This is a genomic window from Streptomyces sp. NPDC048191 (assembly GCF_040652655.1).
In the GTDB taxonomy this organism is placed as follows: Bacteria; Actinomycetota; Actinomycetes; order Streptomycetales; family Streptomycetaceae; genus Streptomyces.
Genome location: NZ_JBEZMO010000001.1, coordinates 37409 through 59317 on the forward strand (window position 1 = coordinate 37409; position 21909 = coordinate 59317).

Annotated in this window: 16 protein-coding genes and 4 tRNA genes; 11 read left to right on the forward strand and 9 right to left on the reverse strand. The window is 70.8% G+C overall.

Annotation, left to right across the window (positions count from 1 at the left end; all coding sequences use genetic code 11):
- Positions 1–76: 76 nt before the first annotated feature.
- The 3 genes from AB0D93_RS00165 to AB0D93_RS00175 all read right to left on the reverse strand — a co-directional run bounded on the left by AB0D93_RS00165 (position 77) and on the right by AB0D93_RS00175 (position 3605).
- Positions 77–2203 carry a DEAD/DEAH box helicase gene (locus tag AB0D93_RS00165; protein ID WP_362110324.1) on the reverse strand — a complete coding sequence of 709 codons (2127 nt, stop codon included), beginning with the start codon at positions 2201–2203 and terminating at the stop codon, positions 77–79.
- A gap of 249 nt (positions 2204–2452) precedes the next feature.
- Positions 2453–2974, reverse strand: coding sequence for a hypothetical protein (locus AB0D93_RS00170; protein WP_362110327.1), 522 nt, complete (start codon positions 2972–2974; stop codon positions 2453–2455).
- A gap of 280 nt (positions 2975–3254) precedes the next feature.
- Complete coding sequence (locus AB0D93_RS00175) at positions 3255–3605, reverse strand: metallopeptidase family protein (protein ID WP_362110330.1); 351 nt, start codon at positions 3603–3605, stop codon at positions 3255–3257.
- A gap of 115 nt (positions 3606–3720) precedes the next feature.
- On the opposite strand from AB0D93_RS00175, the gene AB0D93_RS00180 reads away from it, so the two are divergent.
- The 8 genes from AB0D93_RS00180 (at position 3721) to AB0D93_RS00215 (ending at position 10790) form a co-directional block, all read left to right on the forward strand.
- The gene (locus AB0D93_RS00180; protein WP_362110333.1) at positions 3721–5253 is read left to right on the forward strand and encodes a metallophosphoesterase; all 1533 of its coding nucleotides are present in this window, start codon (positions 3721–3723) and stop codon (positions 5251–5253) included.
- Between the two features lie 80 nt (positions 5254–5333).
- Positions 5334–5406: transfer RNA gene (locus AB0D93_RS00185), tRNA-Glu, on the forward strand.
- Positions 5407–5442: 36 nt separating this feature from the next.
- A tRNA-Asp gene (locus tag AB0D93_RS00190) sits at positions 5443–5517 on the forward strand.
- 24 nt (positions 5518–5541) lie between these two features.
- Positions 5542–5615: transfer RNA gene (locus AB0D93_RS00195), tRNA-Phe, on the forward strand.
- A 67-nt stretch (positions 5616–5682) separates the two neighbouring features.
- Positions 5683–6003, forward strand: coding sequence for a hypothetical protein (locus AB0D93_RS00200; protein ID WP_362110336.1), 321 nt, complete (start codon positions 5683–5685; stop codon positions 6001–6003).
- A 57-nt stretch (positions 6004–6060) separates the two neighbouring features.
- A complete protein-coding gene (gene hrpA, locus AB0D93_RS00205) occupies positions 6061–10005 on the forward strand; it encodes an ATP-dependent RNA helicase HrpA (protein WP_362110340.1) in 3945 nt (1314 codons plus the stop codon).
- A gap of 97 nt (positions 10006–10102) precedes the next feature.
- Positions 10103–10177 (forward strand) — tRNA-Asp (locus tag AB0D93_RS00210).
- Between the two features lie 421 nt (positions 10178–10598).
- Positions 10599–10790 carry a DUF6274 family protein gene (locus tag AB0D93_RS00215; protein ID WP_362110343.1) on the forward strand — a complete coding sequence of 64 codons (192 nt, stop codon included), beginning with the start codon at positions 10599–10601 and terminating at the stop codon, positions 10788–10790.
- Between the two features lie 458 nt (positions 10791–11248).
- On the opposite strand, the gene bldC is transcribed toward AB0D93_RS00215, so the two are convergent.
- Entirely contained in the window at positions 11249–11455 is a 207-nt protein-coding gene (bldC, locus tag AB0D93_RS00220; protein ID WP_003949541.1) for a developmental transcriptional regulator BldC, read from the reverse strand.
- A gap of 539 nt (positions 11456–11994) precedes the next feature.
- Positions 11995–12837 carry a hypothetical protein gene (locus AB0D93_RS00225; protein ID WP_362110346.1) on the reverse strand — a complete coding sequence of 281 codons (843 nt, stop codon included), beginning with the start codon at positions 12835–12837 and terminating at the stop codon, positions 11995–11997.
- 198 nt (positions 12838–13035) lie between these two features.
- Here AB0D93_RS00225 and AB0D93_RS00230 point away from each other — a divergent pair, with 198 nt between their 5' ends.
- Positions 13036–14142, forward strand: coding sequence for a Glu/Leu/Phe/Val dehydrogenase dimerization domain-containing protein (locus tag AB0D93_RS00230; protein ID WP_362110349.1), 1107 nt, complete (start codon positions 13036–13038; stop codon positions 14140–14142).
- A 290-nt stretch (positions 14143–14432) separates the two neighbouring features.
- On the forward strand, positions 14433–14687 hold the full coding sequence (locus tag AB0D93_RS00235) for a DUF3073 domain-containing protein (RefSeq protein ID WP_362110352.1): 255 nt from the start codon (positions 14433–14435) through the stop codon (positions 14685–14687).
- A 94-nt stretch (positions 14688–14781) separates the two neighbouring features.
- Here AB0D93_RS00235 and purM read toward each other — a convergent pair whose 3' ends face one another.
- The 4 genes from purM to AB0D93_RS00255 form a co-directional block, all read right to left on the reverse strand.
- The gene (gene purM / locus AB0D93_RS00240) at positions 14782–15849 is read right to left on the reverse strand and encodes a phosphoribosylformylglycinamidine cyclo-ligase (RefSeq protein WP_362110355.1); all 1068 of its coding nucleotides are present in this window, start codon (positions 15847–15849) and stop codon (positions 14782–14784) included.
- A gap of 34 nt (positions 15850–15883) precedes the next feature.
- Entirely contained in the window at positions 15884–17413 is a 1530-nt protein-coding gene (gene purF, locus AB0D93_RS00245) for an amidophosphoribosyltransferase (RefSeq protein WP_362110358.1), read from the reverse strand.
- 201 nt (positions 17414–17614) lie between these two features.
- Entirely contained in the window at positions 17615–18073 is a 459-nt protein-coding gene (locus tag AB0D93_RS00250; RefSeq protein WP_362110361.1) for an META domain-containing protein, read from the reverse strand.
- Between the two features lie 45 nt (positions 18074–18118).
- Entirely contained in the window at positions 18119–18916 is a 798-nt protein-coding gene (locus AB0D93_RS00255; RefSeq protein WP_362110364.1) for a sterol carrier family protein, read from the reverse strand.
- A gap of 248 nt (positions 18917–19164) precedes the next feature.
- On the opposite strand from AB0D93_RS00255, the gene AB0D93_RS00260 reads away from it, so the two are divergent.
- Positions 19165–21849, forward strand: a complete 2685-nt coding sequence (locus AB0D93_RS00260; RefSeq protein ID WP_362110367.1) for a SpoIIE family protein phosphatase — start codon at positions 19165–19167, stop codon at positions 21847–21849.
- Positions 21850–21909 lie beyond the last annotated feature (60 nt).

A 21909-nucleotide genomic window follows, 5' to 3' on the forward strand; every position in this document is an offset into this window, starting at 1 on the left:
CGTGACATGCGTCACCTGATGGCCAAAAAGGGCCCGCACGACGTCGTCGTACGGGCCCTTCTCAGGTCACTCGGCGTCAGCCGTTGCGCTTCCAGCGCGGCTTGTCGTCGCGGCGGCCGAAGGAGCCGTTGCCGCGGTGGTCGTCACGGCGGCCGTAGGGGCGCTCGTGGCCGCCGGTGCGGAAGCCCGGGCGGTCGTCGCGGCGGTCGCGGTTGAAGGGGCGGTCGCTGCCGCGGTGCCCGCCACGCTCGTCACGGCGGAAGCCGCCACGGTCGTCGCGGCGCTCGAAGGAGCGGCCACCGCGGTCGTCACGACGGTCCCGGTCGAACGGACGGCGGTCGTCACGGCGCTCGAAGCCACGGCCACCACGGTCGTCACGACGGTCGAAGGAACGACCGCCACGGTCGTCGCGGCGCTCGAAGGAGCGGCCACCACGGTCGTCACGACGGTCCCGGTCGAACGGACGGCGGTCGTCACGGCGCTCGAAACCGCGCTCGCCACGGTCGCCACGGTCGCGGTCGAACGGACGGCGGTCGTCGCGGCGTTCGAAGCCACGGCCACCACGGTCGCCCCGCTCCTCACGGCGCTCGAAACCGCGCTCGCCGCGCTCGCCACGGTCGAAGCCGCGCCGCTCCCGGCGCTCGTACGGCGCCGAGGCCGCCGGACGCTCCTCGCGCTCGGTCGCGCGCTCCGCCGGCTCCTCGGCCACGACGGCGAGCTCCTCCGCGGCCGTCGCCTGGGCCTCGGCCACCGCGGCCTCCGGGTCCTCACCGCGCTCGCGGGCGACCCGGGCGACCAGCCGGTCGGCCTCCTCGCGCAGCTCGGCCGCGCGGCGCTGGGCGCGCTCCAGCTGCTTGGTGAGCTGGACGACCTCGCGCTCGGCCTGCTGGGCGGCGTTGCCCGCGGACTCGGCCTGCACCTCGGTCATCGAGCGGGCGCCAGTGATCTCGGCGACCTCCGGGTCGAAGGTGCCGGCGCCCTGGATGATGTGGCGCGCGGCGTCGACGCCGGCGTCCTCCATCAGGCGGAAGATCTGGCGGCGCTGGTGCGGCAGGGACAGGGAGACGACCGTGCCGGTGCGGCCCGCACGGGCGGTACGGCCGGCCCGGTGCAGGTAGTCCTTGTGGTCGCCGGCCGGGTCCACGTTCAGGACCAGGTCGATGCCGTCCACGTGGATACCGCGCGCCGCGACGTCCGTGGCGACCAGGACGTTGACGTAACCGTCCTTGAAGTCGGCGAGGGTGCGGGTACGGGCGCCCTGGGTCATGCCGCCGTGCAGCGCGTCGGCCTTCACGCCCGCGTCGCGCAGCTGCTCGGCGACGCGGTCGGCGCCCAGCTGGGTGCGGACGAAGATGATCGTGCGGCCCTTGCGGGAGGCGATCGCGGCGGTGACCGGCGCCTTGTCCTTGGGCTTCACGATGAGGATGTGGTGGGACATCGTCGTGACGGCGCCCTGGGCCGCGTCCACCTCGTGGGAGACGGGGCTGTTCAGGTAGCGGTCGACGAGGGTCTGGATCTCGTTCTCCATCGTGGCGGAGAAGAGCATGCGCTGGCCGCCGGCCGGGACCTGGTCGAGCAGCTCGGTGACCTCGGGCAGGAAGCCCAGGTCGGACATCTGGTCGGCCTCGTCGAGCACGGCGATCTGCACGTCCTGCAGGGAGCAGGCGCCGCGGTTGATGATGTCGCGCAGGCGGCCCGGGGTGGCGACCAGGATGTCGACGCCGCGCTCCAGGGCGTAGATCTGGTTGCCCATCGAGGTGCCGCCGCAGACGACCTTCATCTTCAGGCCGAGGACGTCACCGTACGGCTGGAGGGCGTCGGCGACCTGCATGGCGAGCTCGCGGGTCGGGGTGAGGATGACCGCGCGGGGCCGCTTCTTCTCGGTGTGCCCGCCAGCCAGCGTGGCCAGGGTCGGCAGACCGAAGGAGAGGGTCTTGCCGGAGCCGGTGCGGCCACGGCCGAGGATGTCCTTGCCGACCAGGGCGTCCGGGATGGTCGCGGCCTGGATCGGGAAGGGGGTCGTCACGCCGTTCTGCGCGAGCTTGCGCACGACGCCCTCGGGGAGGCCGAGGTCGGCGAAGGTGGTCTGGGGGGTGGTGTCTTCGGCCTCGGGGGCCTCGGTGACCTCGGTCGTCACGTCGACGAGTTCGCCTGCGAGCTCGTTCTCGGACACGACGATCTGATCAGCACTGGACACGGACATGCGAATGGGAAACCTTCCGGAGTCTCTTCGGCACGCGCCCGTCAACTCCGTGATTCGCTCACGACCGCCTCAATGCGGTCCGCCACGGCAAAGGAGAGTACGCGCCACACGGCGCGCTCTGTGGTGGCGCCGGGCAAATGGGATCAAACGATCTACCACCATACGCACCTACCACCCCTGAACGCAAACCGAGCCACCCGGGAGAGCGGGCTGGGGCGCATCGCCGCAGGTCGGCTCGGGTGTGACCGATCATGCAGGCATGCCCGCCGCCGGTGCCGGTTCACGCTGGACGAGCTGCGATCCGGTCTCCCCGTGCGCCGAGGAGGACGGCTCGGCCGACGGGGGCTCGGAGGTCGCCGGGGGCGGGGTGGAGGCCGGCGGCTCGGGCGGGGCGGAGGTGACCGGGGGAGTCGGCGGGGCGTCGGTCGGCGGCGGGTCCCCGGGCTTGACGGTCCTGCCGGGCTTGCCGGGCCGCGCCGGGGCCGCGGCTGAGCCGCCCTCGCCGGACGGGGTGGCCGACGCGGAGGGCGACTCCTCCCCGGGCTTCGGCTTGCCGCCGTGCTCGTGCTTGCCGTCGCCCGCGGTGCCGCTGTGCCCGCCGAAGCCACCGGCGCCGTCGGCCGGGCCGTCGGGCGCCTCGCCTCCGTGCTGCCCCGCCGAGTGCGAGGGCTTGGCCGGGCCCGCGTCGTCACCCACGTTCACACAGCCGGTGGCAGCGGCGAGGGCCAGCACCGTGACGGTGAGCCGGACGGGTACGGGCAAGGGGCGCACGGCGGCCACCTCCGGAGGCAAGGAAAGGAGTCAACCTCCCCAACTCCCGCCGCCCACAAGAGGACACGCGCCCCGCCCGTATCCCCGGCCCCTCGCCCGGCGACGGCACCTCACCCGCGACCACATCCCGGCACCACAACCGCGCCGCGGTCCAACCGCACACCCCCACGCGGCTGCCCGCCCCCGCTCGGCCATACGCACGGCCCGCCCGCGCCCAGCCGTACCCCTCGCTGCTCGGCCCTTGGCCGAGTCGGTTCTCACCCGCGGGCGAGGCCGGTTCTCACCCGTACCCGAGGGCATGGAGGCGGGCGTCGTCGATGCCGAAGTGGTGGGCGATCTCGTGCACCACCGTCACCTCGGCCTCCGCGACGACGTCCGCACGGCTGTCGCACATCCGCAGTGTCGGGCCGCGGTAGATCGTGATCCGGTCCGGCAGCACCCCCGCGTACCACTCGCCACGTTCGGTCAGCGGCGTGCCCTCGTACAGCCCGAGCAGCTCGGGATCGTCGGCGGGCGGTTCGTCCTCCACGAACACCGCCACGTTGTCCATGAGCCGCGTCAGCTCCGGCGGGATCCGGTCGAGCGCCTCGGCGACCAGTTCCTCGAACTCCTCGCGCGTCATCTCCAGCACACGGACATTGTCCGGTACGAAGGCCCGTACGAGAGCGGCGCGGCGCGGCATATCCGCGGCGGTGCACGGGCATACGGCACCAATGGTCCGCGTCCCCGTCGCAGCCCTCCGCACGATGACGAACCGCCTGCGCCCCGCCCGCCGCGGCACCCGCCCACTCCCCCGCCTGGAACTCGCCGACCGGCCCCGCCCCTGGCTCCGCGCCCTCGGCATGACGGCCGTCGTCCTGGCCGGCGCCTGGCTGGGCCTGCTGATCGTCGGGAGCGTACGGGCCCCGGTCGGCCCCATGAACACGACGATGGCGCTGCGCCCGTCCCTCACCGGCGGCACGAAGATCAACGTCTCGCCGCTGGGCGCGCTCACCCTGGACAGCCATGTGGCCCCCGTCCGGCTGGACGTCAACGTGGACCAGCTGGACCCGCTGCGCGCCCAGGCCCTCGTCGACCACCCGGAGCGGATCTCCGGCCTGCAGGACGAGGTCGCCCAGGACGTCGCGCACGGCACGCTGGACCTGGCCGTGCGCTCCTGCGTCGCCGTGGTCGCCGGAGCCACGGCCCTCGGCCTCGCCGTCTACCGCAGCCCGCGCCGGGCCCTCGCCGCCGGCGGCCTCGCCCTGGCCCTGCTGGCCGCGTCCGGGGGGAGCGCGTACGCCACCTGGAACCCGAAGTCGGTGCTGGAGCCGAAGTTCTCCGGGCTGCTCAGCTCGGCGCCGGCCGTGGTCGGCAACGCGCGCAGCATCGTCACCGACTTCGACGTCTACCAGAAGGAGCTGGCCCGCCTGGTGACGAATGTGACGAAGCTCTACGACGTCACCTCCACGCTCCCGGCCTACCAGCCGGACCCCTCCACGATCCGGGTCCTGCACGTGTCGGACATCCATCTCAACCCGGCGAGCTGGAAGATCATCGCCTCGCTGGTGGAGCAGTACAAGGTCAACGTGATCGTCGACACCGGCGACACCATGGACCACGGCACATCGGCGGAGAACGGCTTCCTGGACCCGATCAAGGACCTGGGAGTGCCGTACGTCTGGGTACGCGGGAACCACGACTCCACGGCCACCCAGCGCTATCTGGAGCGGATGAGGAACGTCCACGTCCTGGACGACGGCCGGGCGCAGACCGTCGCGGGCCTGCGCTTCGCGGGCATCGGCGACCCGCAGTTCACACCCGACCGCTCGGTGGTGCCCGGCGGCGACGCGGCCGAGCGACTGGCCGGCGACCAGCTGGCCAGCGCCCTGCGCGACCAGCGGGCGGCCGGCACACCGGTCGACGTCGCGATGGCCCACGAGCCGGCCGCGGCCCGCGAGACGGACGGCGAGGTACCGCTGGTGCTGTGCGGCCATCTGCACCACGAGGGGGACGAGAAGCTGCCCTTCGGCACCCGGCTGCGCATGGAGGGCTCCACGGGCGGAAGCGGGCTGCGTGCGGTGGAGCACAAGTATCCCGCCCCCGTCGAGGCCTCGATCCTCTACTTCGACCGCGACAGCCGCCGTCTGCAGGCCTGGGACGCGATCAAACTGGGCGGCCTGGGCGAGACGACGGCCGAGGTCAGCCGCCATCTGGCGGACGAGAACCGGCCGAAGACCGCGCCTTCCGCAGGCACCCCCTCCGGCTCTTCCCGCAGCTCGTCCGCGCCCTCGCCGTAAACCGTTTTGGCGATACTCCCCGCCATCCCATATGCTTCTCACGTCCCCGACGCGCTGAGAAGCGCCCAGGCGGGCCGATAGCCCTCATCGTCTAGCGGCCTAGGACGCCGCCCTTTCAAGGCGGTAGCACGGGTTCGAATCCCGTTGGGGGCACGCAATACCGTGTGCGACACTGTTGCACGCAAGCTTGGTCCTGTGGAGCAGTTTGGAGTGCTCGCCACCCTGTCAAGGTGGAGGCCGCGGGTTCAAATCCCGTCAGGACCGCTGAGGTTTCACATGAAACCTCATGGCTGGGTAGCTCAGTTGGTACGAGCGTCCGCCTGAAAAGCGGAAGGTCGCCGGTTCGACCCCGGCCCCAGCCACAGCCAGAAGGCCCCGTTCAGCGAACGGGGCCTTCGTCGTAGGGGAGCAGCTACGAGGCGGGGGACGATGAGCAGCAGCGGGACCGGGGTCGCTCAGGACACCGACGTGGAGAAGACGCGGGCGCGGTACGGGCTGCTCGCGGTCATCGTGAGCAACCTGGCGATCGCCGGCGTGGCGATCTTCGGCGTATGGCGGCTGGACGGGGACAAGTCCGTGATCGTCGGCATCCTGACGGCCGCGTTCACCGCCGTGAGCAGCATGACGACCGCCTACCTGGGCATCAAGGCCGTCGCCAACACCGCGAAGTCGATGAGCCTCAGTGGCGCGACGCCCCCGCGGCACACCGAACCGGCCCCCGCCACACCACCCGCCCAGCGCACCCCCTAGACAGCACGGGCAAATCGTTCGCGTGTTTTTCGGGCGGGGTGAGATCCTGGATCGCGTATGTCTACGCATCCCGCCCCCGCTCTCGGCACCCTCGCCCCCCGGCTGACCGAACTGTCGCTGCGCGACGCGCATCGGCTCGGTCGGCGGCTCGAGGGCGCGCGCAAGATCCGTAAGCCGGAGGCCCGCGCCGCCGTCCTCGCCGAGATCGAGGCGGAGGTCGGCAAGGCCGAGGCCCTGATGGCCGAGCGACGCTCCCGTCTGCCCGCCATCAGCTACCCGGAGCAGCTGCCGGTCAGCCAGAAGAAGGACCAGATCGCCGCGGCCATCCGCGATCACCAGGTCGTCATCGTGGCCGGTGAGACCGGTTCCGGCAAGACCACCCAGATCCCGAAGATCTGTATGGAGCTGGGACGTGGCGTGCGCGGCATGATCGGGCACACGCAGCCCCGGCGCATCGCCGCCCGGACCGTCGCCGAGCGGGTCGCGGACGAGCTGAAGACGCCGCTCGGCGAGGCCGTCGGCTGGAAGGTCCGCTTCACCGACCAGGTGAACCCGGACGCCACGTTCGTCAAGCTGATGACGGACGGCATCCTGCTCGCCGAGATCCAGACCGACCGCGAGCTGCGCGCCTACGACACGATCATCATCGACGAGGCCCACGAGCGGTCCCTGAACATCGACTTCCTGCTCGGGTACCTGGCGCAGCTGCTGCCCAAGCGCCCGGATCTCAAGGTCGTCATCACCTCCGCGACCATCGACCCCGAGCGCTTCTCCCGGCACTTCGGCGAGGCCCCGATCATCGAGGTCAGCGGGCGTACGTACCCCGTGGAGGTGCGGTACCGGCCGTTGCTGGAGGAGGACTCCGAGGACGCCGACCGGGACCAGATCACCGCGATCACCGACGCCGTCGAGGAGCTGATGGCGGAGGGAAAGGGCGACATCCTCGTCTTCCTCTCCGGTGAGCGGGAGATCCGGGACACGGCGGACGCCCTGGAGAAGAAGAAGTACAGATTCACCGAGGTACTGCCCCTGTACGCCCGGCTCTCGCACGCCGAGCAGCACCGGGTGTTCCAGCCGCACACCGGGCGCAGGATCGTTCTGGCCACGAACGTCGCCGAGACGTCCCTGACCGTCCCCGGCATCAAGTACGTCATCGACCCCGGCTTCGCCCGGATCAGCCGCTACAGCCACCGCACCAAGGTCCAGCGGCTGCCCATCGAGCCGGTCTCGCAGGCCAGCGCCAACCAGCGCAAGGGCCGCTGCGGCCGTACGAGCGACGGCATCTGCATCCGGCTGTACAGCGAGGACGACTTCCTCGCCCGGCCGGAGTTCACGGACGCCGAGATCCTGCGCACGAACCTGGCCTCCGTCATCCTCCAGATGACCGCGGCCGGACTCGGCGACATCGAGAAGTTCCCCTTCATCGACCCGCCGGACCACCGCAACATCCGCGACGGCGTACAGCTGCTGCAGGAGCTGCACGCGCTGGACCCGGCCCAGAAGGACCCGCGCAAGCGGCTCACCGACACCGGTCGCAAGCTGGCCCAGCTGCCCGTCGACCCGCGCCTGGCCCGCATGGTCCTGGAGGCCGACAAGAACGGCTGTGTCCGCGAGGTCATGGTGATCGCGGCCGCGCTGTCCATCCAGGACCCGCGCGAGCGTCCGGCCGACAAGCAGACCCAGGCCGACCAGCAGCACGCCCGCTTCAGGGACGAGACCAGCGACTTCCTCGCCTACCTCAACCTGTGGCGGTACGTCCGCGAGCAGCAGAAGGAGCGCGGATCCAGTTCCTTCCGGCGGATGTGCAAGCAGGAGTACCTGAACTTCCTGCGCATCCGCGAGTGGCAGGACATCTACACCCAGCTGCGCACGGTCGCCAAGCAGATGGGCATCCACCTCAACGAGGAGGACGCCCCCGGCGACCGCATCCATGTCTCCCTCCTCGCCGGCCTCCTCTCCCACATCGGGATGAAGGACGTGAAGGAGGGCAACAAGAACGAGTACCTGGGCGCCCGCAACGCCAAGTTCGCGGTCTTCCCCGGTTCGGCGCTGTTCAAGAAGCAGCCGAAGTTCGTGATGTCGGCCGAGCTGGTGGAGACGAGCCGGCTGTGGGCACGGGTCAACGCCAGGATCGAGCCCGAGTGGGTCGAACCGCTCGCCGAGCACCTCCTCAAGCGCACGTACAGCGAACCGCACTGGGAGAAGGACCAGGCGGCCGTGATGGCGTACGAGAAGGTCACGCTGTACGGCGTCCCGATCGTCGCCCAGCGCAAGGTGAACTACGGCCGCATCGACCCGGAGACGAGCCGCGAGCTTTTCATCCGCAACGCGCTGGTGGAGGGCGACTGGCGCACGCACCACAAGTTCTTCGCCGACAACCGCAAGCTGCTGAGCGAGGTCGAGGAGCTGGAGCACCGGGCCCGGCGCCGGGACATCGTCGTCGACGACGACACGCTCTTCGACTTCTACGACCAGCGGGTGCCCGAACACGTGGTGTCCGGCGCCCACTTCGACTCCTGGTGGAAGCGGAAGCGGCACGAGCAGCCGGACTTCCTGGACTTCGAGCGGGAGATGCTCATCCGGGAGTCGGCGGAGGCGGTGACCAAGGCCGACTACCCGGACTCCTGGCGGCAGGGACAGCTGAAGTTCCGGGTGACGTACCAGTTCGAGCCGGGCGCCGATGCGGACGGCGTAACGGTCCACATCCCGCTGCAGGTCCTCAACCAGGTCACGGACGAGGGCTTCGACTGGCAGATCCCGGGTCTGCGCGAGGAGGTGGTGACGGAGCTGATCCGTTCGCTGCCCAAGCCCATCCGCCGCAACTACGTCCCCGCGCCGAACTACGCGAAGGCGTTCCTGGACAAGGCGGTGCCCCTGCAGGAGCCGCTGACCGTGACGATGGCCCGTGAGCTGAAGCGGATGGTCGGGGTGCCCTTCGAGGCGGAGGACTTCGACTGGACGAAGGTCCCCGACCACCTGAAGATCACCTTCAGGATCGTGGACGAGCGGCGGCGGAAGCTGGCCGAGGACAAGGACCTGGAGGCGCTGAAGCTGCGCCTGAAGCCGAAGGCGCGCCAGGCCCTCTCCCAGGCGGCAGCGGCGACCGCGTCCCGCGAGGGCGGCGAGTCCCTGGAGCGCAGGGGCCTGACCGACTGGACGATCGGCGCGCTGACCCGGGTCTTCGAGACCCGCCGGGCCGGCCAGCCGGTCAAGGCGTATCCGGCGCTGGTGGACGACGGCGACACGGTCTCCGTCCGGCTCTTCGACACGGAGGCCGAGCAGGCCGAGGCCATGTGGAAGGGCACCCGGCGCCTGATCCTGCGGAACATCCCGGTGAACCCGGCGAAGTTCGCGTCCGAGAAGCTGACCAACCAGCAGAAGCTGGGGCTGTCCGCCAACCCGCACGGCTCCGTCCAGGCCCTCTTCGACGACTGCGCGACGGCGGCGGCGGACAAGCTGATCGCGGACTTCGGCGGACCGGCGTGGGACGAGGAGTCGTACCGGAAGCTGTACGACAAGGTGCGCGCCGAGATCGTCGACACGACGATCCGTACGGTCGCCCAGGTGCAGCAGGTGCTGGCCGCCTGGCAGGCCTGTGAACGCCGTCTGAAGGCCGTGCGGAGCCCCGCGCTGCTGGCGAACCTGACGGACGTGCGCAAGCAGCTGGACGCCCTCGTGAAGCCGGGCTTCGTCACCTGGGCGGGCATACGGCGCCTTCCCGACCTGATGCGCTACCTGGTGGCCGCGGACCGGCGTCTGCAGCAGATGCCGACGAACGTCCAGCGCGACACCACGCGCATGGAGAAGGTCCACGAGATGCAGGACGAGTACGCCTGGCTCCTGGAACAGCTCCCCAAGGGCCGGCCGGTGCCGCAGCAGGTCCTGGACATCCGCTGGATGATCGAGGAGCTCCGGGTCAGCTACTTCGCCCACGCGCTGGGCACGGCGTACCCCGTCTCCGACAAGCGGATCGTGAAGGCGATCGACGCGCTCGTGCCGTAACCGCTCGGGTACAGGGGGTGAGTTCGACCAGGCGGCCCCACCTCCTGTACAGTCTCTTCTCGCAGCGCAACGCGACAAGCCGAGTGCCGCGAAACCTGGTCCTGTGGAGCAGTTTGGAGTGCTCGCCACCCTGTCAAGGTGGAGGCCGCGGGTTCAAATCCCGTCAGGACCGCATCGATGAAGGCCCTCGTCCACGCGGACGGGGGTCTTCCGCATTCCCCGGAGGCCGCGTCCGCGGCGGAGCCGCCATCAGACACAGCAAATCCCGTCAGGACCGCATCGAAGAAGGCCCTCGTCCACCCGGACGGGGGTCTTCCGCATTCCCCGAAGGCCGCGTCCGCGGCGGAGCCGCCATCAGACACAGCAAATCCCGTCAGGACCGCATCGATGAAGGCCCCCCTCGCGGGGGCCTTCTGAGGTTCCGCGCGGTGAGCCCCGCGCGCCCCCGGTCCGCGCGGGCACAGTGGACGCCCTTGCGGCAGGACCCGTGTCCCTTCGCCCCCGAGCAGCCGCCGGCGCCCTTGACGACGTCACATTCCGCCGGTACCCAGGGACCAGGGCCGGTTCCCCTGTGCGGTCCGCGGAGGTGGCTCATGGCGGCATCGGCCAGGCACGAGACGCGGGCGCTGCTCCGGGCCCATCTGTCGGCCGCCTCGTCCTACCGGCATCTCACCCGCCACTGCCCCATCTGTCATCACCTTCTGCGCCTGGCCATGGACGCCGGCTCACGGGCTCCCGAGGCGACCGACGAGGAAGCCGAGGACGAGAGTCCCCGCAGCGCATGACCGGCGCCCACCTCAACGACCCACCGGGGACGGGACGCTGGAACTCGCCGCTCCACTAGCGCACCCGCGCCACCGGCAACAACCGCCGGGGCGTGTGACGGGAGTCACCGCATGAGTTTTTGAAAGGGCGGTACTTACCCACGTCCTACAACTGGTCAATTTAATATGTGCAATTGCACCGGCCGCAGAGATCGCGCACAGTCGTTCCGACAGCCCTGCGCAGACTCCGACAAGGCCGCTCACAGTGACCCGCCCACGCCCCCGACCAGCGCACAAAAAAGATCGCGCTGGACCCGGCGGAGTCCAGCGCGATCTACGACGCACCCTGTGTCGCTGCCTACGTTCTCTTCGGCTTGGGCGTGGGGCCTGTTGGGGCAGGTCCCGCGTCGCTTGGAGCTAGGGTTCCGGGCGCCTCGGCGGGTTGGGGGACCTACCGATCTGCCCGGTTATGGAGTTGTTCAGGCCTCGCTGCGCTGCTGCGGGATGCCCGCGAGAAGAGCGCGGACCTCGGCCTCGCGGTAGCGGCGGTGCCCGCCGAGCGTACGGATGGACGTGAGCTTGCCGGCCTTCGCCCACCGCGTGACCGTCTTGGGGTCGACACGGAACATGGTGGCGACCTCAGCCGGGGTCAGCAGCGGCTCGGCATCAGGGGTGCGAGCGGTCATGAGCGGCCTCCTCGGGAGAACCGAACCTTCTCGGTTCTTTCCTCTAAATTCTGCACCTTGACCCGCGTTGCCCGAAATGGCGGACGCGAGTCGAGTCGGTTATAGGACGAACGGCTTGTCCTCGGCACTACAACTACACCATCTGTCCAGCCGCGTCGGCCAAACCGATGGAATTGCCCTCCCAGGTGTTCATCAGCGACGGAAGCCGATGGACCATGCCATAGCGGACAGTCACGCCACTGTGACGATCAGTCACAGGGCGATCAGGAGTCACAAGACCCCCCAAAGCGTGCAATGCTGAGATTCCGCCCACAATGGATCACACGCGGGCGAACGGAGCCTTCCCCGGACTCCTTGTCCTATTTTGGCATGAGGGGCGGCAAGAGGCGCAAGGGCCGCGTAAGTGCCGTCCATCACCCTTGAGACAAAAGTCCAGATCGGGACCAACATCCCGTCACATGGTCAAGTGGCCTAGACCGTACGCTGTTCGCCGCCGTTCGAGCCGTGACGTACGTCACTCTTGCGGCGTTTCAGGAACTTCAGTTCGCCGAGCGCCGGTCCCGCACCGCACGCCAGCGCTCCACGAGACGCACATAGGCCTCCCCGGCCGCCTCCCCGTCGCCCCGGCGCAGCGCCTCGATGCCCTCGGCCACGTCCGCCGCCGAGTGGTCGTCCTCCAGCTCGCCGGCCGGCAGCACATGCACCAGTCCGCCGTAGTCCAGCTCCACCAGCGCGCGCGGATGGAACTCCTCCAGCCAGCGGCCGACGTCCACCAGGCCGTCGATCAGCGGGCTCTCCTCGACGGTGTTCCGCAGGGTGCGCAGGGCCCGCGCCACCCGCCGCCTGGCCTGCACCATGGGCGTGCGGTAGCGCAGCAGCGGCGGCACGTCCGCGGTGCCCTTGTCGTACCGCCGCTCCTCGTCGGAGACCAGCACGAACCAGTTCAGCGGCACCTGCCAGGTCGCTGTACGGATCCACGGGCGGGCGTCCGGGTTGCGGGCGAGCCAGCGCTCGTAGTCCTGGGCGGCCTGGCGGCGTACGACCGGGGGCAGCACCGCGTCCAGGACCGGCGCCGGCAGCTCCTCGGCGAGCTCACCCAGCGCCTGCCAGCCGCGCAGCCGGGTCCGCCAGGGACACACGCAGACCACGCCGTCCACCTCCAGCACGAAGGCGTCGCTGCTCTCGTGCACCGGCACCGCGACCGGCGGGGTGGGCAGCAAGTCGGCGAGGGAACGGCGCAGTTCGTCCTGGTACGAGGGCCGGTCGGGGCGGCGGGCGTAGCGTGCCCAGTGGCTGCGCTCCGGCTCGGGGAAGGCGCCCAGCGGCTCGTACACGCGCAGGTACGCGGCATAGGGGACGACCACGGAGGACACCTTCGGCACGCCTGCTCCCTCCCCAACGGACCCGGCTCGAAACACTGCAAATCGTGCCACGGTCATGCGTGCGCGAACGCCCCGGGAGGGTGATCCTGAACACTGCGCGGATGGTGGTCGTGCCGAGGCTCTACGCTCATGCCAGGCACCCCGCCACCCGCACGGGGTCCGACCCCACTCGCCGCTATGTACACAGGAGTCACCACAGTGACCGACGTAACCGGCGCGCCTGCTGATGTTCTGCACACCCTGTTCCACTCGGACCAGGGAGGCCATGAGCAGGTCGTGCTCTGCCAGGACCGCGCCAGCGGCCTCAAGGCCGTGATCGCCATCCACTCCACCGCCCTGGGCCCGGCCCTCGGCGGCACGCGCTTCTATCCGTACGCGACCGAGGCCGAGGCCGTCGCCGACGCCCTCAACCTCGCGCGCGGGATGTCGTACAAGAACGCCATGGCCGGTCTCGACCACGGCGGCGGCAAGGCCGTGATCATCGGCGACCCGGAGCGCGACAAGACCGAGGAGCTCCTCCTCGCCTACGGGCGCATGGTCGCCTCGCTCGGCGGCCGCTACGTCACCGCCTGCGACGTCGGCACGTACGTGGCCGACATGGACGTCGTGGCCCGTGAGTGCCGCTGGACCACCGGCCGCTCCCCCGAGAACGGCGGCGCCGGCGACTCCTCCGTGCTCACCGCCTTCGGCGTCTACCAGGGCATGCGCGCCTCCGCCCAGCACCTGTGGGGCGACCCCTCGCTGCGCGGCCGCAAGGTCGGCATCGCCGGCGTCGGCAAGGTCGGCCACCACCTGGTCAAGCACCTGCGGGACGAGGGCGCCGAGGTCGTGGTCACGGACGTGCGCATGGACGCCGTCCAGCGGATCCTCGAGCAGTACCCCCAGGGCGTGACGGCGGTCGCCGACACCGAGGAGCTGATCCGGGTCGAGGGACTCGACATCTACGCCCCCTGCGCGCTCGGCGGCGCCCTGAACGACGACTCCGTCCCGGTGCTCACCGCCAGGGTGGTGTGCGGCGCGGCCAACAACCAGCTCGCGCACCCGGGGGTGGAGAAGGACCTCGCCGACCGCGGCATCCTCTACGCGCCGGACTACGTGGTGAACGCCGGCGGCGTCATCCAGGTGGCCGACGAGCTGCACGGGTTCGACTTCGACCGGTGCAAGGCGAAGGCGGCGAAGATCTTCGACACCACGCTGGCCATATTCGCACGTGCGAAGGAAGACGGGATTCCGCCGGCCGCTGCGGCCGACCGGATCGCCGAGCAGCGGATGGCCGAGGCGCGCGCCGGACACGCCGCGCTGTGACCCGGTCGCACAGGTGAGCGGTACCCGTCGGCGGGAACTTGGAGAGAACTCTCACTTCCACCGGCGGGTCGTTCCCCGATAAGTGGTTAAAATCGCCACTGACCAGCGAGGACGGGGCGCCTCGAAGGTCCTGGGCACACGCGCGTGCTGCGGGCGACGTACCGTATGGGCGCGGGCTCAGGTACCGTGGAAGCCCTACGGACCGGCCTCTCTACGGAGGGTCCGTTCCGGATCATGAACGCGTGTCAGACTCTGGGGCCGTCGAGCCCCGTCACCGAGGGGGTCGAGCCATGGGGCGCGGCCGGGCCAAGGCCAAGCAGACAAAGGTCGCCCGCCAGCTGAAGTACAACAGCGGTGGGACTGACCTGTCACGTCTGGCCAGTGAACTGGGCGCATCGACTTCGAGCCAGCCGCCGAACGGCGAGCCGTTCGAGGACGATGAGAACGACGAGGACGATCTCTACTCTCGTTACGCCGACCTCTACGAGGACGACGAGGACGAGGACGAGGACGATCCTCACCAACAGCACCGTCGCGGCGCTTGACCTTGCAGTGACCAGTCCGGTCGGTGGCACAGCCACCGACCGGTTTCTGTGCTGTCCGCACGGTCACCGGCCGTGGAATCCGGCCGCGGCGCCCTCAGCTTGAATACGTCCCGACCAGCTCGGCGCCCGTCTCCTTGGAGCCGCGCTCGGTGATCTCGCCGGCCACCCATGCCTCGACGCCGCGGTCGGCCAGGGTCGCGAGGGCCACCTCGGTGGACTCCGCGGGGACGATCGCCATCATGCCGACGCCCATGTTGAGGGTCTTCTCCAGCTCCAGGCGCTCGACGTTCCCGGTCCTGCCGACCAGGTCGAAGATCGCGCCCGGGGTCCAGGTGGAGCGGTCGACCGTGGCGTGCAGGGCGTCGGGGATCACTCGGGCCAGGTTGGCCGCGAGACCGCCGCCGGTGATGTGCGAGAACGCGTGCACGTCCGTGGTGCGGGTCAGCGCCAGGCAGTCCAGCGAGTAGATCTTCGTGGGCTCCAGCAGCTCCTCGCCGAGGCTGCGGCCGAACTCGGCGACCTCGGACTCCAGGGACAGCCCGGCCGTGTTCAGCAGGACGTGGCGGACCAGGGAGTACCCGTTCGAGTGAAGCCCGGAGGACGCCATGGCGATCACCGCGTCGCCCGTACGGATGCGATCCGCGCCGAGCAGGCGGTCGGCCTCCACGACGCCCGTACCGGCCCCGGCGACGTCGAAGTCGTCCTCGCCCAGCAGGCCCGGGTGCTCGGCCGTCTCACCGCCCACCAGGGCGCAGCCGGCGAGCACACAGCCCTCGGCGATGCCCTTCACGATGGCGGCGACGCGCTCGGGGTGGACCTTGCCGACGCAGATGTAGTCCGTCATGAACAGCGGCTCGGCGCCGCACACGACGATGTCGTCCATCACCATGGCGACCAGGTCGTGGCCGATGGTGTCGTAGACGCCCATGCGGCGCGCGATGTCGACCTTCGTGCCCACGCCGTCGGTGGCGGAGGCGAGGAGGGGACGCTCGTAGCGCTTGAGGGCGGAGGCGTCGAAGAGGCCGGCGAAGCCGCCGAGGCCGCCGAGGACCTCGGGGCGCTGGGTCTTCTTCACCCACTCCTTCATCAGCTCGACCGCGCGGTCGCCCGCCTCGATGTCGACGCCCGCCGCTGCGTAGCTGGCACCAGTTGTCTCAGACATGACTGTGAGAGCTTTCGTGTCGTACTGCAGGGTGTTACGGGCGACGGATCGCGTCGGCCGCGGCCGTGGCGGCGGGACCGGCCGCCAGCTCGGTCTCCAGGAGCTGCTTGCCGAGCAGCTCGGGGTCCGGCAGCTCCATCGGGTACTCGCCGTCGAAGCAGGCGCGGCACAGGTTCGGCTTGGCGATCGTCGTCGCCTCGATCATGCCGTCGATGGAGATGTAGGCGAGGGAGTCGGCGCCGAGGCTGGTGCCGATCTCCTCGATGGTCATGCCGTTGGCGATGAGCTCCGCACGCGTGGCGAAGTCGATGCCGAAGAAGCAGGGCCACTTCACGGGCGGGGAGGAGATCCGGATGTGGACCTCGGCGGCGCCCGCCTCGCGGAGCATGCGGACCAGGGCCCGCTGGGTGTTGCCGCGCACGATCGAGTCGTCGACGACGACCAGGCGCTTGCCCTTGATGACTTCCTTCAGCGGGTTCAGCTTCAGGCGGATGCCCAGCTGGCGGATGGTCTGCGAGGGCTGGATGAAGGTCCGCCCGACGTAGGCGTTCTTCACGAGACCCGCGCCGAAGGGGATGCCGGAGGCCTCCGCGTAGCCGATGGCGGCCGGGGTGCCGGACTCCGGGGTCGCTATGACCAGGTCGGCCTCGACCGGGGCCTCCTTGGCGAGCCGACGGCCCATCTCCACCCGGGAGAGGTACACGTTCCGGCCGGCGATGTCGGTGTCCGGGCGGGCCAGGTACACGTACTCGAAGACACAGCCCTTGGGCTTCGCTTCTGCGAACCGGGAGCTGCGCAGGCCGTTCTCGTCGATGGCGACGAACTCGCCCGGCTCGATCTCGCGGACGAAGCTGGCACCGCAGATGTCCAGGGCGGCGGACTCGGAGGCGACCACCCAGCCGCGCTCCAGCCGGCCGAGGACCAGCGGGCGGATGCCCTGCGGGTCACGGGCGGCGTAGAGGGTGTGCTCGTCCATGAAGACGAGCGAGAAGGCGCCCCGCACCTTCGGGAGGACCTGGTGGGCGGCCTCCTCGATGGTGAGCGGCTTGCCGTCCTCGTCGACCTGGGCGGCGAGCAGGGCCGTCAGCAGGTCGGTGTCGTTGGTGGCCGCGACCCGGGTGGAGCGGCTGTGGTTGTCGTTCGGCAGTTCGGCGACCATCTCGGCGAGCTGGGCCGTGTTGACCAGGTTGCCGTTGTGGCCGAGCGCGATCGAGCCGTGCGCGGTGGCGCGGAACGTCGGCTGGGCGTTCTCCCACACGGAGGCGCCGGTGGTCGAGTAGCGGGCGTGTCCGACCGCGATATGACCCTGGAGCGAACCGAGCGAGGTCTCGTCGAAGACCTGGGAGACCAGGCCCATGTCCTTGAAGACGAGGATCTGGGAGCCGTTGCTGACCGCGATTCCCGCGGATTCCTGACCCCGGTGCTGGAGGGCGTAGAGCCCGAAGTACGTGAGCTTTGCGACCTCTTCACCCGGAGCCCAGACACCGAAGACGCCGCAAGCGTCCTGGGGGCCTTTCTCGCCGGGAAGCAGATCGTGATTGAGTCGACCGTCACCACGTGGCACGCCACCGAGTGTAGGCGAGGTCGACCACTGGTCCGAATTGGGGATACGTGCCCCTGACAGGTCACGGCCCGCCGATCACCTTGTCGGTTTCCGCGTTTTCGCTGGTCAGCGCGGAATCTGTGACGTTCGGGCGATCGCCGGGAACCCACCGTGCGGCGATCGCGGGTCCGTTTGCCGTGTGCGTGAGTGAGGTGTCGCACATCATTCGGCCGGGTTGCGGCTGAGGTGGATGCGGTCGCCGTCGCCGTCGGTGAGCGTCAGCCTGTCGTCCTCGCTCTTGGCGACGAGCGTGCCGGTGGTCAGGGCGCGGGACAGGGCCCGTTCGAAGGCCATCCGCTCCGGCGCGCAGGCCATCCGGGTGGTGCGCAGGTCGCCGAAGGTGATCCGGTCGCCGTGGACCGTGGCGCGGGCGCTGAACTGGTTGCAGCCGAGGTTGCCGGCCGCCTTGCCGTCCTCGTCGATGCGCAGGCGGGCCGCGGCGGGCGCGTGCCGGGTCGTGGCGCCGACGGTGAGACTGTCGACGCGCCAGTCGATGCCGGTCACGGGCTGTGGGACGGTCACCGCCCCACTGTCCGCCCTCCCGTTGCCGCACGCCACCGTGAGGGCGACGAGCGTGGCCGCCGCCGGCGTGAGGATCATGCGGTGCTTGTACCGGTTCATGTGGGTTCGACGGTGCGACGGTACGACCGGTTCCGCCACCGGCGCCTACGACATCAGCGGCAGCAGCCCCCCGAGGTCCGCGCGCTCCCCGCTGGCGCTCACCTTGGCCTCCTCGACCGCGTCCTTCCAGGTCACCCGGCCGGTGGCGAGCCGGATCCAGGTCAGCGGGTCGGTCTCCACGACGTTGGGCGGGGTGCCCCGGGTGTGCCGGGGCCCCTCGACGCACTGCACCACGGCGTACGGCGGGACGCGCACCTCGGTGGAGCCGCCGGGCGCCTTCAGGGCGAGGGCGTCGGCGAGCAGCCGGGTGGCGGCGGCCAGGGCCTGGCGGTCGTACGGCACGTCCAGGCCGGGGACGGCGGCGTTGAGGTCGTCGGTGTGGACGACGAGTTCGACGGCGCGGGTGACGAGGTAGTCGTCGATCGACATCGCACCGGCACTCGTCGCGAGGACCCGGCTGCCGGGATGCTCGTCGAGGAGGGCGCGCAGGGACCGCTGGACGTCCGCGAGGAAGGCGTCGGGATCGGCCTGTTCGGCGGCGAGGTTCCGGGTGAACTCGTCGATGGCGGCGGAGTTGGCCGCGGTGGCGAAGGGCCAGTCGAGCGGCGCGGCGTCCGCCTTCGGCGGCTCGGGCAGGGCGAGCGCCCGGTGGACGGCGGTGAGCGCCATGCCGATGTGCACGACCAGCTCGCGTACGGTCCACTCGCCGAGCCGTGTGGGCAGCGCGAGCCGCTCGGGGCCGAGACCTCCCACCGCCTCCCGCACGTTGCCGAACTGGGCGAGGACGGCTGCTCGGGTCCTGGCGGGGTCGTAGCTGCGGGCGCGCTTCTTGGCCGGTGGCATGGCGGTGAGCCTATGCCCTGACCGGGGGCTTCTTCAGGCCCTTTTCGTCCAGGGCCAAGCCGTCCGCGAGGCTCGCGCGCCGGCCGGGGGGCGGGGTCCCCCGCCGATCGGCCGGGTGGCGCCGGAAGTGTTATGAAGGGTACGTGGAGGTGCCTTTCGGGCGATTTCGAACACCGTCGCGTGATGCGCTCCCCGAGCGCTCTCGTCAGCTCCCTCGCCTGGTCAACCCGCGCAGCTCGGCCGGGCAGGTGTTCCTTCTCCAGGTCCTGATCGTGCTGCTGCTGGTCCTCGCCGCGGTGGCAGGCTTGGTGACGCAGGCGGCGGACGACGCCCTGCGGCAGGGCCGCCGGGCGTCGGTGATCGCGGCCCAGTCGTTCGCCAGCGCCCCCGGAACGGCCCCGGCACTGCGCAGCCGGCACCCCACGGCGCTGCTCCAACCGCGGGCCGAGGAGGCGCGCAAGCGGGCCGGCGTGGACTTCGTCGTCGTCATGAACACCCAGGGCATCCGCTACACCTATCCCTACCCGCAGGAGATCGGGAAGAAGTTCGTCGGCACCATCGAACCGGCGCTGCACGGCCGCACCGTCGTCGAACAGGCCGGTGGACCGCCCCTGCCGGCCGGCAAGGGGACGGCCGTCCAGGCGGTGGTACCGGTGACCGACGCGCACGGCACGATCGTCGGCCTGGTCTCCGCGGGCATCACGGTCAAGAACGTGGCACGTCTGTGGCTGCCGGAGCTCCTGATGGCCGTAGGCGCCGGCCTGGTCGCCCTGGTGGTGGCCGGGACGGGGACCACGCTGGTGTCCCGGCGGCTGCTGCGGCAGACGGGCGGCCTGGCCCCGGCGGAGCTCGCGGGGATGTACAACCACCACCACGCGGTCCTGCACGCCGTACGGGAGGGAGTGCTGATCACCGACGCCGACGGGCGGCTGGTGCTCGCCAACGACGAGGCGCGGCGGCTGCTGGACCTGCCGGAGGACGCACCGGGCACCAAGGTGCGGGAACTGGGGCTGCCGGAGTCGATCGCCGGCCTGCTCACGTCGACGGACGCGGTCAGCGACGAGGTGCGCCCGGTGCGGGACCGGCTGCTGGCGGTGAACAAGCGGCCCACCTTCCCGGGTGACCCGAGCGGCTGCGTCGTGACGCTGCGCGACACCACGGAGCTGGCGGCGGTGTCGGGGCGTGCCGAGGTGGCGCGGGAGCGCTTGCAGCTGCTGTACGAGGCCGGCATGCGGGTCGGGACGACGCTGGACGTGAGGCGTACGGCCCAGGAGCTGGCCGAGGCGGCGGTGCCGCAGTTCGCCGACGTCGTCACGGTGGATCTGCTGGAACCCGTGCTGCACGGCTGGGAGCCGACGGCGGAAGGCTGGCACCGGCTGCGGCGCACGGCGATCGGCGGCGCGCAGGACGTGTTGCCGGTCTATCCGCTGAACGATGTCATCGCCCTGTCCTCCGGGACTCCGCAGATGCTGGCGCTGCGGCAGGGCAGCGGTGTGCTGGAGCCGGACCTGCGGCGGGCGCCCGGCTGGCGGGAGCAGGATCCCGAGCGGACGCGCACGGCCCTGGAGCAGGGCATACGGTCCCTGGTGACCGTGCCGCTGCGGGCGCGGGACGTGTCGCTGGGCGTGGCGAACTTCTACCGGACCGAGAAGTCCCCGGTGTTCGAGCCGGAGGACCTGTCCTTCGCGGAGGAGCTCACCGCGCGGGCGGCCGTGGCCATCGACAACGCCCGGAGGTTCACCCGGGAGCATGCGACGGCCGTGACCCTGCAGCGCAGTCTGCTGCCGCGGGGGCAGCCGGAGCAGGACGCGCTGGAGGTGGCCTGGCGGTATCTGCCGGCCGAGGCAGGGGTGGGCGGGGACTGGTTCGACGTCATCCCGCTGCCCGGCGCACGGGTGGCGCTGGCGATGGGCGACGTCGTCGGTCGCGGCCTGCAGGCGGCGGCGACGATGGGGCGGCTGCGCACCGCGGTGCACAACTTCTCCTCGCTGGACCTGCCGGTGGACGAGGTGCTCGGCAACCTGGACGACCTGGTCGTCCGCATGGACGACGAGGACTTCGCCGACGACCACCCCGACGGCCGCGAGGGCGAGGGAGTGACCGGGGCGACCTGCCTGTACGCGATCTACGATTCGGTGAGCGGGATCTGCACCGTGGCCCGTGCGGGGCACCCCGTCCCGGTGGTGGTCGGCCCGGACGGGAAGGTGCTCTGTCCCGAGGTGCCGGTCTCGGCTCCGCTCGGTCTGGGGGGCTATCCCTTCGAGACGGCCGAGTTGCACCTGCCGGAGGGCGCACAGCTGGTGCTGTACACCAACGGCCTGGTGGAGGACCGTGGCCGCGACCTCGACGTCGGGCTGGACGCACTGCGCCGGGCGCTGGGCGCAGCTCCGGGGCGCACTCCGGACGAGACGTGCCAGACGGTGATCGACGCCCTGAAACCCGCGCACCGCCGCGACGACATCGCGCTCCTGGTGGCCCGCACCCGGCTGTTCCCGCGCTCCCGCCTGGCCGAGTGGGAGGTGCCGCCCGACCCGGCCGTGGTGCCCTCGGTGCGGGCGCGCTGCCGGGAGAAGCTGGAGGAGTGGGGGCTGGGGGAGGTCGCGTACAGCGTGGAACTGATCCTCAGCGAGCTGGTCACGAACGCGATCCGGTACGGCGCCCCGCCGGTCACCGTGCGGCTGCTCTACGGGCGCTGTCTGATGTGCGAGGTCTCGGACGCCAGCAGCACCTCCCCGCGCATGCGCCGGGCGGCGACCACGGACGAGGGCGGCCGGGGCCTGTTCCTCGTCGCGCAGTTCGCCCAGCGGTGGGGCACGCGGTACACCGCGGGCGGCAAGGTGATCTGGGCGGAACGGACCCTCCACAACGGCACGGCCTCCGCCGCGGCCCACCTGCCGGTCGACGTGCTGCTCGAACAGTTCGGCGAACTGTGAACCCGGCCCTCTCCCGGACACGACGGCGGCCTGCGCCACCCGGCGGGGGTGGCGCAGGCC